Consider the following 15,255-nt stretch of genomic DNA (forward strand, 5'->3'; position numbering starts at 1 on the left):
AGCCGTTATTTATGGAATTTCGTGATATTAACGATATCGAGAACGCCACCTCTCGCGGACGCAAAGAGATGTTTCGTTTTGGTACCGTCATCCTCTTCATAACTCTAATTCTGCTATTCACTTCCAGCCTGCCGGTAAACAACGCTACCTTGAGTGTCGAGCTGGTAGTAGCAGCCATGATCGGCGGCTATATGGCCCTGAACATCGGCGCCAACGACGTGGCCAACAATGTCGGACCGGCGGTCGGTTCCAAAGCTCTGACCTTAACCGGAGCCATTATCATCGCGGCAATTTTCGAATCATCAGGCGCCCTGATTGCCGGTGGAGATGTCGTCTCGACAATTAAAAAGGGCATTATCGATCCGGTGCTGATCAGTGATCCAGAGACCTTTATCTGGTTAATGATGGCGGCTCTTCTGGCCGGCGCTATCTGGTTGAATATCGCAACCGCAATCGGCGCGCCGGTTTCCACCACTCACTCGATCGTCGGCGGTGTACTCGGAGCGGGAATTGCCGCCGCCGGCTGGCAGATCGCCAACTGGGACAAGATGGGAGCGATTGCCGCCAGCTGGGTGATTTCACCGGTTATAGGTGGGATCATCGCTGCCGGCTTCCTGATGTGGATTAAACGCGGCATCACCTATCGCGAGAACATGATCGATGCCGCCAAGAAATTATTACCGTTACTGATCGCAATCATGGCGTGGTCTTTTGCGACCTATCTGGTTTTAAAAGGTTTGAAACATCTCTGGAAAGTCGACTTCCTGACCGCAGCCTTAATCGGTCTGGGTGTCGCCGTTGCCGTTTACCTTCTGGTTAAACCGCAGATTCAGCGCCAGGCGGATCAGATGCAACTCCAGATGATTACTCCGAAGGCAGCGGTTAACTCGATGTTTACCATTCCGTTGATTTTCGCTGCTGCCCTGTTGAGTTTTGCCCACGGCGCCAATGACGTTGCCAACGCCGTCGGGCCACTGGCGGCAATTCACGATTCTATCCAGCACCACGGCATCTCGACCAAAGCGGAAATTCCGCTATGGATCATGCTGATCGGGGCAATCGGTATCAGCTTGGGGCTCTTACTGTTCGGTCCAAAACTGATTCGCACGGTCGGTTCGGAAATCACCGAGCTGGATCAGATGCGAGCTTTCTCAATTGCGATGGCGGCGGCAATTACCGTCATTATCGCTTCGCAACTCGGTTTGCCGGTCAGTTCGACGCATATTGCCGTCGGCGGGATTTTCGGGGTCGGTTTCCTGCGCGAGTATTTAAAACGCAGCTACGCTAAAGCGATTCAGGAGATTCGCGACCACCATCAAGGGGCCGACGAAGAGATGGTTGAACAGTTCATCAAACGTTTCTCATCCGCTTCTCTGGCGGAAAAGAAATTCCTGTTGAGCCAGTTGAAATCGAAAACTGCGGAAATTTCCTTAAGCAAAAAAGAACGCAAATCCCTGAACAAGGTCTATCAAAAAGAGTTGGTTAAGCGCTCGGCCTTCTTGAAAATTGTCGCCGCCTGGTTGATCACCGTTCCGGCTTCGGCTCTACTGGCGGCTCTGTTCTACTTTGCGATTCGCGGCATGATGCTGCCATAATCAGCAAGTCTTTCGAATAAGGCCGTATCACCGGCCCGCAACGCCCCTGCATCCAAACGGATTCGGGGGCTTTTTTATTTTGCCTTCAAAGCAAATTTAGCCGGGAAGTCGCAGCGGAAAGTACTGCCTTTCCCCAATAGACTGTCTATGTGCAGATGGGCCTGGTGCTTTTCCAAGACGTGTTTGACGATCGCCAGCCCCAGACCGGTCCCGCCGGTTCCACGCGAGCGATCCTTGTCAACCCGATAGAAACGCTCGGTCAAACGAGGAATATGCTCCTGCGCAATCCCCAAACCCTGATCACTGACGGCAAAATGCACGCCCTCCTTATCCTGATACCAGCGTGCCTTGATCTCTCCGCCTTCCGGCGAATAACGCACGGCATTGGCAACCAGGTTCATAAAGACGCTTTTTAGCGGTTCGGCATAACCTTTCAACCATAAATGGGTATCGATTTCAAAGACGATTTTATGCTCGTCACTCCCCAGCTGACGCGCTTCGATCGCTAATTGCTTCAGAATCTCCGGAACATCGACCGGTTCGGACTCCGCATTGATCGAGTCGGCCTCCATTGTCGACAGGGTCAACAAATCTTCAATGATCGCCTGCATCCGTACCGCCTGGGTCGTCATATGCTCAAGCGGCAGATCCCATTGAGGATTCCGCTCGCCAGGCATATCGCTCATCAATTCCAGATAACCTTTCAATACCGTTAGAGGAGTACGAAGTTCGTGAGAAGCGTTGGCGATAAAGTCGCGACGGATCTGCGCCAGCTGGTAAAGCTCGGTAATGTCGCTGGCGACCACTAATTTGTGCGTTTCGAAATATGAAATGATCTGCACTTTATAGGTGCGACGACTACCGCGCAATGCGTGAATAATCAACGGAGAGTCGAAATTTCCGAGACGGAAATATTGCAAAAATTCCGGTTGGCGGATAATCCCCTCAACCTTGCGGCCGATGTCCTGATGACGCAGGCCGAGAATCTTTTTCGACGGCTGGTTAAACCACTCCACTTCATTATGCTGATCAAGAGAAACAATCGCATTCGGAATCAGCATGGATGCCGCTTTAAACTGTTCGGATTTATACAGATAAAGATCGGCATGCTTTTCCAAGGCGCGTTGCTTTTTGGAAACCTGATAGGTTAATTCGCTCCATAAACCGGAAGCCGGAGGAAAAACTCGATGGGTACTGCCTTCCATCCATTTCTCGAAGCGGTGCATGCTCCATAGATGGCGGCCGATATAGACAATGATGAAAAGAAATAGAGATTGCAGCCACCAATCGGTGAGCCAAGCGAAAAACAACAATCCCCAGACTGCACCAATAATCCAGGTCAGTTCGCGCTTAACGCCTGCAGACAGCAAACCTAATCCTCGACAACCGAAAAACGGTATCCAGCTCCGCGAATCGTTTGGATATAGTCGGCTACTTCAACCGGCTCCAACAGCTTGCGCAAGCGGCGGATATGCACATCGACGGTTCTTTCCTCAACCACAATATTCACCCCCCATACCTGGTCGAGCAACTGGGCGCGAGAATAAACCCGGTTCGGATGCGAGATAAAAAACTGCACCAGTTTGAATTCAGTCGGCCCAAGCTTGATCTCATTGTCATCTACAAAAAAGCGGTGACTGCTGAGATCCAGCGTCATACGACCTACTTCCAAGCGGTCGCTGTTCTTCTTATCGACCGTCTGGCGGCGCAATTGCGCTTGCACCCTGGCAACCAGAGCACGCGGTGAAAAAGGCTTAACGACATAGTCGTCGGCTCCGGCATCGAAACCTTTGACTTGATCTTCCTCCTCTCCGCGTGCCGTCAACATGATCACCGGAATGGCGGCAGTTTTATCACTCTGTTTAAGTCGCTGAGCCAGGGACACTCCGGAAATACCCGGAAGCATCCAATCCAGTAAAATCAGATCAGGCTGAGTATCCAAGGCAATCTTCCCTCCCTCTTCGGCATTTTCGGCCTCGAGAACCTGATAGCCGGAAGAGTTGAGCGTAAATTTCAACATGTCGCGAATGGCGGCCTCATCTTCAATGATTAGAATGGTTTTTTGGCCCAAATCGATTTCTCCGCTTTAAGATTCCGATGAATTTTCGGCTTCTAATTCTGCCATAAATTGCGACAGTTTTTCAGTATTCATATGACGAACGTCTTTACCTTCGGTCAAATACACCATGCTTTCGGCAATGTTCGCCGCATGGTCGGTGATTCGTTCACTGGCACGCAGGGCTAAAACCATTTCCAACAGATATTTACATTCGATATCCGAAGAGGAAAATGCCTCTTCCATATCTGCCATCGCTTCTTGAAGCGCAACATCCATACGCTCTTCGTCACCAACGATAGTTACGACATTCGCCAGATCAAGATTAGCAAACGCATCCATCGCTTTGGACAACATATCCATACCGCAAACCGTCATTTCCATCAATGCCCGATAACCCGGCATTGTCTGGCAGCCGTATGGGGTATCCGCCATAACACCAGCCAATTTGGCAATTTTTACCGCTTCATCACCCATCCGTTCCAGATCAACCGCGATACGGATCGCGATAATAATCAAACGCAGATCGGATGCAGTCGGTTGCTGACGGGCAAGAACGCCGGCACTTAAACGATCGATTTCCATCTCTTCTTTATTGATGATTTTGTCAATACGGTTTACTTCCTGGATAATATCTTTATTGTCGCATTTAAGGGCTTCAATAGTATGTTCCAGCTGGCGTTCAACCAGACCGCCCATTTCCAATACTTGGTTAAACAGGTCTTCCAGGTTACGGTTCATGCGCTCAGAAATATGACGGTTGTATTCAGAATTTTGCATAAGTTATCTCCTCAAAAATTATTCTTAACCGTAACGACCTGTAATGTAATCTTCGGTGCGCTTGACCTTAGGATTGGTAAACAGAGAGTCCGTGTCAGTATACTCGATCAATTCCCCCATATACATGAACGCAGTATAGTCGGAAACGCGCGCTGCCTGCTGCATATTGTGGGTTACGATCAGAATCGTAAAGTCTTTTTTCAATTCGAAAATCAGCTCTTCGATTGCCAAAGTCGAAATCGGGTCCAACGCCGATGTCGGCTCATCCAAAAGCAGCACTTCAGGCTTGATCGCGATCGCGCGTGCAATGCATAGACGCTGCTGCTGACCACCGGACAGACCCAAGGCATTTTCGTTCAAACGATCTTTAACTTCTTCCCACAGACCGGCACCTTTCAAAGCCCACTCAACCGACTCATCCAAAATCGCTTTGTCTTTGATACCCTGCAGACGCAGACCGTAGCAGACATTTTCGTAAATTGATTTCGGGAAAGGGTTCGGTTTCTGGAACACCATCCCAACGCGACGGCGCAAAGCGGCAACATCCATGTCTTTGGAATACATATCATCGCCATGCAAGGTCATCTCGCCTTCGGTACTCACGATGTCGATCAAATCATTCATTCGGTTAAAGCAACGCAACAGCGTCGATTTCCCACAACCTGACGGACCGATAAAGGCGGTAACACGATGTTCAGGTAACGACATGGTCACACTGTGCAACGCACGCTTATCACCGTAGTAGAGATCCCAATCTTTAACTTCAATGGCGATATTTTCATTTTCCAGGGAAAGCTTGCGATCTTCTCGATCCATAACAATACTTACGTTATTTTCACTCATTTCTTAATCCTCATAGGGCAACGACTCGATCGCTGCCAATTCAAATTCAGTATCAAACTTTAAATCGCATTATCCGCTTAGTTATCCAGTGCTTTATATTTTTCGCGCAGGCGGTTACGAATCGAGATCGCTCCTAAATTCAAGCTAACGATAATAATCACTAATAGCAAGGAGGTTGCATACACCAACGGCTGTGAAGCCTCAACGTTCGGGCTTTGGAAGCCGACATCATAAATATGGAAACCAAGATGCATGAACTTACGATCGAGGTGCACAAACGGTGCGATCGAATCAACCGGCAATTCAGGCGCCAGCTTGACGACACCGACCAGCATCAAAGGAGCAACCTCACCGGCAGCGCGGGCAATCGCCAAGATCAAACCGGTCATAATCGCCGGAGTAGCCATCGGCAAAACAATTCGGGTAATGGTTTCGATCTTGGTCGCACCAAGAGCCAGACCACCTTCACGTAGTGAGCGAGGAATACGCGACAGTCCTTCTTCGGTAGAAACGATCACCACCGGCAGAGTCAATAACGCCATGGTCAAGGCTGCCCACAATAGACCCGGTGTACCGAAGGTCGGGCTCGGCAAAGCATAACCATAGAAGAGTTCATCGATCGATCCTCCGATAATGTAGACGAAGAACCCGAGACCGAAGATACCGAATACGATTGAAGGTACCCCTGCAAGGTTATTGATCGAGATACGCACCGTACGAAGCAAAGGGCCGTCTTTCGCGTATTCACGCATATAAATCGCTGCGATAACGCCCATCGGCGTAACCAGAACCGTCATCAGCAATACCATGGTAATGGTACCGATCATCGCCGGGAAAATTCCCCCTTCAGTATTGGCTTCACGCGGATCTTCGCTCAAGAAGCGGCCGATCCCATGAAAGAAGAAACCGACTTTTTCGCCAAACGACATATTGTTCGGCTGCCAGAATTCAACGATTTTACGTACCGGAACCTGCATACTCTGACCGCCGCTGACTTTGACCGTCAACTCACCCAAAGAATCTAACTGCTTATAAAGAACCTGAGCTTCAGCCTGATGCTGTTCAAACTCTTTCTGTAACTCAGCTCGTTCCTGAGCCAGCTTCACCTTTGCTTCATCATCGTATTCATGATTGGCACGCAGACGCTTTTCATCCAGACGCAACTGCTCAAGTTTATAGTTAACGGCACCGATTTCGATTTTCTCAATGTGCTTGATTTCGGCATGCAGATCACTACCTTTCTGAACCTGCTCGGCGAGGATGGATTCGATATCCTTATCACCCTGATAGGTTTTACCGTCGATCGCAAACTGATTCAGCCAGCCATAAACATTACCGTACTCGTAACGCTCGATTACCACGATATTGTCGGCAAGCTTTTCTTCTTTCGAAATCAGATCACTTCCACTGATCCAACGGAAATCGATGCCGTACAGGTCGCGGTTCCCCATTTTGACCAGGTATTGAGAAATGTGCTCCGGCTTGCCGGTTTGCGGGTTCTTGAACTCTTTCAACTTGGTGTCGCGTAATTCACCCACTAGAGTTTCAGTCGCCTCACCCTGCTTCAACTGATACTCATAAACCGCATGCGGCCAGAAATGGATCAAACCTTTATAGGAGATCATGGCGATCAAGCCAAAGACCAAAACAACACTAACGGCAACAGATGCGGAACTCATCCAGATCCAGTGTTCACCTTTTTTAAACCATGTTTTCATATTTTTCTCCGACTCCTACAGTGAACCGTACTTGCGACGCATGCGTTGACGCACGACTTCCGCCAGGGTGTTAAACACAAAGGTGAAAATAAACAGAACCAGACCGGCCAAGAACAACACGCGGTAATGCGAACTCGCCACCTCGGCTTCAGCCATTTCGACCGCTAGGTTAGCGGATAAAGTACGCATCCCTTCAAACAGGTTCACACTCATCAACGGCGTATTACCGGAGGCCATCAACACAATCATGGTTTCACCGACACCGCGACCGAAACCAAGCATGATTGCCGAGAAAATCCCCGGGCTGGCTGTCGGAAGAACGACTCCGACCATAGTTTGCCAACCGCTGGCACCCAATGCCAAGGAGCCATTTACCAGATAACTCGGCACGTTATAAATCGCATCTTCAGCGACCGAGAAAATGGTCGGAATCAAAGCGAATCCCATCGCGAAACCGATAACCATCGCATTACGCTGGTCGAAATCGATACCCGCCGAATAGGTCAACCAGTGGCGCATATCGCCACCGAACAAAGCATTTTCTAATGGTGTACTTAATTGCAGCGCAAACCAGCCCAGGAAAATCACTACCGGGATCATTAATACCGCACGACGACCGACAGGAATCTTTTGACGAATCACCTTCGGAACTTTAGTCCAGCCGTAACCGAACAAAATAATTCCAAACGGTACCACGATAAAGATGGCAAAGAAGCCCGGAAGATGCGATTCCATATAAGGCGCCAGCCACAAACCGGCCAGGAAACCGAGAATTACCGTCGGCAGGGCTTCAATTAATTCAACGGAAGGTTTAACCCATTGACGAGTCGACTTATCCATAAAGAAAGCCGTATAGATTGCAGCCAGTATGGCAATCGGCACGGCAAACAGCATCGAATACAACGCCGCCTTAATGGTCCCGAAAGTCAAAGGCGTCAAAGAAAATTTAGGTTCAAAATCCGCACTGGCTGAAGAAGACTGCCAGGTAAAGCTAGGCTCTTCATAGCCTTCGTACCAGACCTTACCCCATAGACTGGAGAAAGAGACATCCGGATGTTCGTTATCGATCTCATAATGCACCAACTGCCCATCGGAAGTTTCAACGATCGCACCATTAGCGCGCGGGGCCAGTATCGTCAAACCAAGGGCTTTATCGGAAACCTGCTGCGTATTCAGATGACGCTCGGCCGTAGAGTGGAACAATTGAAATTGACCGGCGGCATCGGTAATGGCAAAACCTTTACGGTTTTTCTCGATGGCAATTGACTTGATTGCACTGCTGCCGGTATCGAAAGAGCGAATATAGGTCAGCTCGAAAACGTTATTGGCATTACGCACCGGGAACCATTGATATACCTGGCCGTGGTCGGTACCGACCATCAGTGAATAATCACCCAACAGAAAGCGAACAACTGTCGGTTTTTCATCCCCTTTCATTAAGGAAAGAGTCTGCTGTAATTCAGGACTCTCGGGATCGCTAAGATTGAAGTAACCCGTTTTCCCCTGCTCGTCGACGGCATACAGATTACGTCCGCTACCGTCCAACAACAACCATTTAGCCTGAATATCACTGGCAACCGAACCGCTGGAATCTTCTTCCAGAGTAATGGTATCGCTCAACATGGACTCGGTTTTTGAGAACAGCTTAACGTGTAATTCATTAGAACCGCTTGCCTGATAGGCGATTTTCATCTCCGATTCGCCGTCGCGCATCGCCAGATGGGTAATCTCACCGTCGGCGATTTCCATCGGCTCTTCACCGTACGGGAAAGTGATATTCGGAGTAATTGTGCGCTTATCGTTCGGATAAGTCACCTTATAACCATATTTCGCAATCAGAAGTCGGCCGTCGTCCAATCCGAATGCAATCTCATTTTGAATCTCGTTGACGATTGTGAAAGCGGTTATTTTGTGTCCTTCAATCGGAAGCATATCCTCAAAAGCAATCTGACCGTTTTCCATGTTGAAACCGATCATTTTTCCGCTCTCGGTGAAGCGTACTGCCGAAGATTGATACTCATCAACTCCGTAATAAAGCGACTTGTCCGCCACTTGCCCCGGAATGGCAAAACTGCCCTGTTTATGAACAGAGGCCGGCACGAATAACGGCAATACAACGTACACCAAAAAGAACATAATCAAAAGAACCGAGAAAATAACCCCTATCCCGCCGAAGGTTACCCCATAGCGAGAAAGACGATCTTTCAAGTTTCGACGCGCTATGCGGCGTTCGAACCCTGGACCTTTTAAAGCTTTATCCAAAGCACTATCAACAGCTGAACTCATAAACAGGGTCCTTCAAAAAACCAATAGAGAATTGCCCGCTAATATAGCAATTGCATATGACAACAAAATTGCAAATTTGCAAACAATTAGCCATTTTGTAATAAAACTGTCACATTCATTATTTCCACCCAACGGCAGCCTGCTAACAATTCACCACAATTTAACAACCAATGCACCAAAAAAGAACAGCTGCCCGCACTACAAAACAGGCCACTTACCCACAAATAAGCAAAAGCACGTGCAAAATCAAACCCTTAGTCTATTTGAAAATTTTATTGGAAAGCTGGCATGATTCCCGCTATCATCAACACTGTTTATTTTTCAATCCACAGCTTTAAAAGGACATAGAAATGCCACAAGCTATTTTTGATTTAATGCAAGAAAACGAAGTCAAATGGGTTGACCTTCGCTTCACCGACACCATCGGTAAAGAACAGCACGTCACCATCCCTGCTTCTAAAGTTGACGAAGACTTTTTCACAGACGGTGAAACTTTTGACGGCTCTTCTATCGCTGGCTGGAAAGGCATTAACAACTCAGACATGATCCTTATGCCGCAAACTGACGGTTACTACATGGATCCTTTCACCAACGATCCAACTTTGATCATTCGTTGCATGATCGTTGAACCTTCAACCATGGAATCTTACGAGAAAGATCCTCGCGGTATTGCTAAGAAAGCTGAAGCTTACCTGGCATCTACCGGTGTTGCAGATAGCGCTTTCTTCGGTCCGGAACCAGAATTCTTTATCTTTGACGATGTTCGCTGGGGTGCGGACATGTCTGGTAGCTTCGTAAAAATCGATGGTAATGAAGCGGCTTGGAACACTGAAAAAGTTTACAATGACGGTAACATGGGTCACCGTCCAAAAGTTAAAGGCGGTTACTTCCCGGTTCCTCCTGTTGACCAACTTCACGAAGTACGTGCCGACATCTGCGCGATGTCTGAAGCCATGGGCCTTAAATTGGAAGCTCATCACCACGAAGTTGCTGCAGCCGGTCAATGCGAGCTAGCTGTAGGCGGAAACACTCTGACTGCTAAAGCAGACGAAGTTCAAATCCTTAAGTACGCGGTACACAACACCTGTAACGCTCTAGGCAAGACAGCGACTTTCATGCCCAAGCCAATCGTTGGTGACAACGGTTCTGGCATGCACATTAACCAGTCTCTATCTAAAGACGGTAAAAACATCTTCGCTGGTGACGTTTACTCAGGTCTTTCTCAAGAAGCGATCTGGTACATCGGTGGTCTAATGAAGCATGCTCGTGCTTTGAACGCTTTCACCAACCCTGGTACCAACTCTTACAAGCGTCTGGTCCCTGGTTTCGAAGCGCCGATTCTTCTAGCTTACTCAGGTTCTAACCGTTCAGCATCTATCCGTATCCCATATGCTCCTTCTGAGCGTTCACGTCGTGTTGAACTACGTTTCCCTGATCCGACTGCAAACCCATACTTGGCATTCGCTGCGTGCTTGATGGCGGGTCTTGACGGTATCATCAACAAGATCGACCCAGGCGAGCCTTCAGAAAAAGACCTATACGATCTTGAGCCGGAAGAAGAAGCGACCTACGCAACTGTTTGTAACTCTCTAGATGAAGCGCTATCTGAACTAGATAAAGACCGCGAATTCTTGAAAATGGGCGGTGTATTCACTGATGAAGCAATTGACTCTTACATTGATCTTAAAATGGAAGAAGTTACTCGTTTCCGCGCGACTACTCACCCAATCGAATTCGACATGTACTACTCTCTATAAGAGATTCGGTACTGACAAAAAAACCGGGCAATGCCCGGTTTTTTTATCGCAATCGGAATTGAAAGCATGTATTACAAACTCCGACAATCAAATATATCTGCTTGGACTTAGATCAAGACATCATCAAAGATTGCCAGACCTCAACTACCGCCTGTCTTTCATCCGGATAACAACTATCGCCAACCAGCGGCTTTTCATTCTGCAATGAGAGTCGATGATATTTGGAGCGATAGACTTTATAAGCTTCCGTCAAGGCATCCACCTGCGTTTTGTCCAACAAACCACACTCGGCTACCGCTTCCAAAATGCGGATATTATCGCTGTAACGGCACAATTGCGGGTAAGCATCAGCATAACCCAGAACCAGAAACTGCATCATAAATTCGATATCGACAATTCCGCCACGCCCCTGTTTCAAATCAAACTGTTCCGAATCTGACTTATCCAACGCTTCCTGCATTTTATTACGCATTTCGATCACTTCGGTTTTCAGATCTTTCAGATCACGTTCACGCCGCAGAAAGTTTTCCTTAAACTCGTTAAAACGTGCAACCGACCGTTCGTTACCAACTACAGCCCTGACCCGGACCAACGCCTGATGCTCCCAGGTCCAAGCCTTGTTTTCAATGTATTTTTCAAACTCATCGAAACTGACTACCATCATCCCCGAGGCACCGTTCGGTCTCAAACGTGTATCCAACTCGTATAACACCCCTGCCGGCATCAAGGTCGTAATCAATGAAATCAATTTCTGACCCATGCGGATAAAGTACACCGAATTGTCTAACTGACGTCCATTCGCAGAAGTCGCTTTTTCAGAAGGCGACACTCCCTCATACAGCATGACAATATCCAGATCGGAACCATACCCCAACTCGATACCGCCAAGCTTTCCGTACCCAAGCACCATGAAAGGATTGCGATCCGACTCACTCATACCACCAGGTAAACCGCTTTTCTTACACATAAAACGCCATGCATATTCGGCGCAGACTTCAAGCACGGCTTCAGCAATCCAAGTCAGATAATCACTGACCTTCATAATCGGTACATGACCGGTTACATCTGCCGCCGCAACACGAAACACCTGAGCATGACGCCACTGACGGATTTCCAGCATAAATGTCTCTTCGTCATCGGAATATTCATTCAGAATCCGACATGCCTCCAGCTTCAGCTCTTCCGCCATCAAAGGCTCATACAAAGTCCGCTCATCCAGCAACTGATCCATCAATGCCGGGTACTTCACCAGCATATCAGTCAGCCACGAACTGATCTCACATAACTTAATCAGATTTTTGATCGCCTGCGGGTTCTCTTTTAGCAAAACCAGATAGACGCTACGCTTGGCAATCGCTTCCAATACAGAAATCACGCGCCCCAATGTCGTTTCATTCGAACTCTGCTCAATCATCTGATGCAGAATCAACGGTACCACCACATTAAAACGCTCCAGAGCATCCTTGCTTAAATTCTTAAGCAAACGAGAAGATTTGAACTCATCCAATTTAGCCAGAAACAGATCGCGGCGATTTTCTTCCCAATCAGCGAGCAATGTTTCATCTTCGAAACTACCTTCACTCAGCCAAAGCCGACTGACATCGTCACGCTGCTCAACCTCTTCCTCGGCAAAAACAGCCGCAAATTGCTCACTTACCAGAGACTTATGTTTACCAAGCTCCTGTAAAAAACGCTCGTAATCAGCAAAGCCCATCGCTTCGGCCAAAGCCAGCTGTCGATTCGCTTCGTCCGGTAACTCGTGCGTCTGTTGATCACTCCACTCCTGCAAACGATTCTCGGCACGGCGCAAAAACACATAAGCTTCGCACAGTCTGGCCGCCACTTCCGGCAACAAGTAACCTTTCTCCGCCAACCGCTGCAGCATCGGCATAAGTTTCCGCCCTTGCAGGCTTCGATCTCTCCCACCGTGCACCAGCTGGAAAGCCTGCACGATAAATTCAACTTCGCGAATTCCGCCGGCACCAAGCTTAATATTATTCAGCATCCCTTTTTTACGGACCTGATCGCTGATCATCTGCTTTAACTCGCGCAGCGAATCCATTGCACTGAAATCGACATAGCGGCGATAAACAAACGGCCTAAGAATCGAAAACAACTCCTCACCCAAAGCAGCATCACCGGCCATAATCCGCGCTTTCACAAGTGCGTAACGCTCCCAGGCTCGGCCGTGAATTTCATAATAGTGTTCCAAAGAAGCAAAACTGACCGACAAAGGCCCCGCATCACCGAAAGGTCTCAGGCGCATATCAACCCGGTACACAAATCCATCCACCGTCACTTCAACCAAAGACTTATTCAACGCCTGCCCCAGGCGAATAAAGAACTGCTCATTAGAGATAGAACGTGCCGCACCTTGCGTCTCACCTCCTTCGGGGTATGCAAAAATGAGATCGATATCCGAGGAAAAATTCAACTCCTGACCACCCAGCTTCCCCATGCCGATAACCAGCAACTTCTGCGGCTGACCGGAATCACGCCCAATCGGCGTTCCGTAACGCTGGCAAAAGCGTTCATAATGCCAGTCCAATGCCGCATTTACCAACGCGTCCGCCAGATCGGACAAATCCGCCAAAGTCTCCTGCAAATCCGCCAGCCCCATCAAATCACGCAATGCAATCCTTGTCATTTGATGATTACGTTTCAAGCGCAAGCGCTTCATTAATTCAGCATCATTCTCCGCAGCAATCGAATCATCATAAACTTCCTGAAAAAGCTCCCCGTCAGCGTAAGCATTTTCCCAACAAGCGGTCTCAAGCAATTGAGAATAACGGCTTAACTGCCGCTCAACATATGGGCTCCACTCTAGTGCTTTCTGCATTGATACCTGCATGTCATCTCCCTTTTATAATCCTTTATAACGCCGGTATTCGAATCCGTTTGTTCAAACAAGAATTAACCGCCTCAATCCTTGCCGCCGATCTTATATAAATATAAATGTGTCTGGCGCCGATCATTCAGCACCCAAATATCGTCCGGTTCGACATCCGGCACATGAAAACTGTTGGAAACAAACCACCCGTTTTCGGGCATCTCTTCCTGAACCTTAAGCCACAGTGTTGCCATAGGCTTTGGTGATAAAAAAGCATACACCAAATCGTATTCGGCCAAATTGACCTGCCACAAGTCATCGGGGTGAATTTCGACCGGATAAGATCGACTGCGCCATTTCGCAATCCAGAAAACCAAAGGAGAAGTCTCAACGCCGACAGAGCGCACGACCGACTCGACTGTCGTCATAAAACGGACATTCTCCCCAAAACCGCAACCAAGATCGATAAAACACCGTGAATGGTTTTGCCGTCCGATCATCGCTAAAGCCTGACGTGTCTTCGCATTCGTTAAGTACAAAGGAACCTGTTCCTTAAACGCATTCTTAAACAACAATACAATTAACAGAGCGATGACCAAGCCCCACCAAGGACTTAGAGGACTCAGCAACAGAAGATACAAACTCCAGGGAAAAACAAACTGTATCCATAACCACCAAGAAGCCATTCCAAGCAGCGCGCTTAAGAAAACAGTTAGAAAAGATAAACTCCCAACCAGAAGCAAATCATTATAGGGCGGCGCAATCCAAAAACTGGCAAGGTAAACCAAACCCGCCAAAACAACTACCGCTACCGCTTGAATTAACAGGGCCACTGCGATCCTAGGCACTCACACTCCTGCACCAGCATATCTTACAATTTGCACCAAAATATTCCTTTTAACGCCCAACAAAAATTTGCGTTTTATACAATCTGGTTAGTTTTATTACCAACAACCTGTTTTTAAAGGCGTTTTTAATACTTTGGCACGCTAAATGTTTTAAGCTTTATCGAACATTATTTCTTTATTTCATATGAGAGGTTAGTATGAAACTGGTTGTTGCAATTATCAAACCTTTTAAACTCGATGACGTTCGAGAAGCCTTGCATGACATCGACGTGCATGGCATGACCGTTACCGAGTCAAAAGGTTTTGGTCGCCAAAAAGGCCACACAGAAATCTACCGTGGCGCGGAATACTCAATTGAATTCCTTCCTAAATTACGTTTAGAAATCGCTGTTGCCGACGAGCAAGTTGAAGGCGTTATCGAAGCCATCAGCTCAGCCGCTAAAACCGGCAAAATCGGCGATGGAAAAATCTTCATTATGCCACTAGAACAAGCTGTTCGTATTCGAACAGAAGAATCCGGCGACATCGCACTATAATCAGAG

The 15,255-nt window shown here is 47.9% G+C and carries 11 protein-coding genes; 3 read left to right on the forward strand and 8 right to left on the reverse strand.

Annotation, left to right across the window (positions count from 1 at the left end; translation table 11 throughout):
• Positions 1–11 precede the first annotated feature (11 nt).
• A complete protein-coding gene (locus H8792_RS02405; protein ID WP_194947548.1) occupies positions 12–1,595 on the forward strand; it encodes an inorganic phosphate transporter in 1,584 nt (527 codons plus the stop codon).
• 74 nt (positions 1,596–1,669) lie between these two features.
• Here H8792_RS02405 and phoR read toward each other — a convergent pair whose 3' ends face one another.
• The 6 genes from phoR to H8792_RS02435 form a co-directional block, all read right to left on the reverse strand.
• Positions 1,670–2,965: a phosphate regulon sensor histidine kinase PhoR gene (phoR, locus tag H8792_RS02410; protein WP_194947549.1), complete on the reverse strand. Its 1,296-nt coding sequence runs from the start codon at positions 2,963–2,965 to the stop codon at positions 1,670–1,672.
• 2 nt (positions 2,966–2,967) lie between these two features.
• Entirely contained in the window at positions 2,968–3,666 is a 699-nt protein-coding gene (gene phoB / locus H8792_RS02415) for a phosphate regulon transcriptional regulator PhoB (protein ID WP_194947550.1), read from the reverse strand.
• Between the two features lie 15 nt (positions 3,667–3,681).
• On the reverse strand, positions 3,682–4,431 hold the full coding sequence (phoU, locus tag H8792_RS02420; RefSeq protein WP_194947551.1) for a phosphate signaling complex protein PhoU: 750 nt from the start codon (positions 4,429–4,431) through the stop codon (positions 3,682–3,684).
• 24 nt (positions 4,432–4,455) lie between these two features.
• On the reverse strand, positions 4,456–5,274 hold the full coding sequence (gene pstB, locus H8792_RS02425; protein ID WP_194947552.1) for a phosphate ABC transporter ATP-binding protein PstB: 819 nt from the start codon (positions 5,272–5,274) through the stop codon (positions 4,456–4,458).
• Positions 5,275–5,351: 77 nt separating this feature from the next.
• On the reverse strand, positions 5,352–6,992 hold the full coding sequence (gene pstA / locus H8792_RS02430; RefSeq protein WP_194947553.1) for a phosphate ABC transporter permease PstA: 1,641 nt from the start codon (positions 6,990–6,992) through the stop codon (positions 5,352–5,354).
• 15 nt (positions 6,993–7,007) lie between these two features.
• The gene (locus H8792_RS02435; RefSeq protein WP_194947554.1) at positions 7,008–9,278 is read right to left on the reverse strand and encodes an ABC transporter permease subunit; all 2,271 of its coding nucleotides are present in this window, start codon (positions 9,276–9,278) and stop codon (positions 7,008–7,010) included.
• A 350-nt stretch (positions 9,279–9,628) separates the two neighbouring features.
• Between H8792_RS02435 and glnA the strand changes: the two genes are divergently transcribed.
• Positions 9,629–11,035 (forward strand): type I glutamate--ammonia ligase, encoded by a 1,407-nt coding sequence (glnA, locus tag H8792_RS02440; protein WP_194947555.1) that lies wholly within the window; start codon positions 9,629–9,631, stop codon positions 11,033–11,035.
• Between the two features lie 112 nt (positions 11,036–11,147).
• Here glnA and glnE read toward each other — a convergent pair whose 3' ends face one another.
• The gene (gene glnE / locus H8792_RS02445; protein WP_194947556.1) at positions 11,148–13,886 is read right to left on the reverse strand and encodes a bifunctional [glutamate--ammonia ligase]-adenylyl-L-tyrosine phosphorylase/[glutamate--ammonia-ligase] adenylyltransferase; all 2,739 of its coding nucleotides are present in this window, start codon (positions 13,884–13,886) and stop codon (positions 11,148–11,150) included.
• A gap of 71 nt (positions 13,887–13,957) precedes the next feature.
• Positions 13,958–14,713: a methyltransferase domain-containing protein gene (locus tag H8792_RS02450; protein ID WP_194947557.1), complete on the reverse strand. Its 756-nt coding sequence runs from the start codon at positions 14,711–14,713 to the stop codon at positions 13,958–13,960.
• Between the two features lie 197 nt (positions 14,714–14,910).
• On the opposite strand from H8792_RS02450, the gene H8792_RS02455 reads away from it, so the two are divergent.
• Positions 14,911–15,249 (forward strand): P-II family nitrogen regulator, encoded by a 339-nt coding sequence (locus tag H8792_RS02455; RefSeq protein ID WP_194947558.1) that lies wholly within the window; start codon positions 14,911–14,913, stop codon positions 15,247–15,249.
• Positions 15,250–15,255: the final 6 nt, after the last annotated feature.

It is taken from the genome of Thiomicrorhabdus heinhorstiae, from assembly GCF_013391765.2.
In the GTDB taxonomy this organism is placed as follows: Bacteria; Pseudomonadota; Gammaproteobacteria; order Thiomicrospirales; family Thiomicrospiraceae; genus Thiomicrorhabdus; species Thiomicrorhabdus heinhorstiae.

Bases quoted from the DNA above. Each gene is read 5' to 3' on its own strand.
- H8792_RS02405 (WP_194947548.1), top strand. From the start codon at position 12: ATGGAATTTCGTGATATTAACGATATCGAGAACGCCACCTCTCGCGGA.
- phoU (WP_194947551.1), bottom strand. From the start codon at position 4,431: ATGCAAAATTCTGAATACAACCGTCATATTTCTGAGCGCATGAACCGT.
- pstB (WP_194947552.1), bottom strand. From the start codon at position 5,274: ATGAGTGAAAATAACGTAAGTATTGTTATGGATCGAGAAGATCGCAAG.
- pstA (WP_194947553.1), bottom strand. From the start codon at position 6,992: ATGAAAACATGGTTTAAAAAAGGTGAACACTGGATCTGGATGAGTTCC.
- H8792_RS02435 (WP_194947554.1), bottom strand. From the start codon at position 9,278: ATGAGTTCAGCTGTTGATAGTGCTTTGGATAAAGCTTTAAAAGGTCCA.
- glnA (WP_194947555.1), top strand. From the start codon at position 9,629: ATGCCACAAGCTATTTTTGATTTAATGCAAGAAAACGAAGTCAAATGG.
- glnE (WP_194947556.1), bottom strand. From the start codon at position 13,886: ATGCAGGTATCAATGCAGAAAGCACTAGAGTGGAGCCCATATGTTGAG.
- H8792_RS02455 (WP_194947558.1), top strand. From the start codon at position 14,911: ATGAAACTGGTTGTTGCAATTATCAAACCTTTTAAACTCGATGACGTT.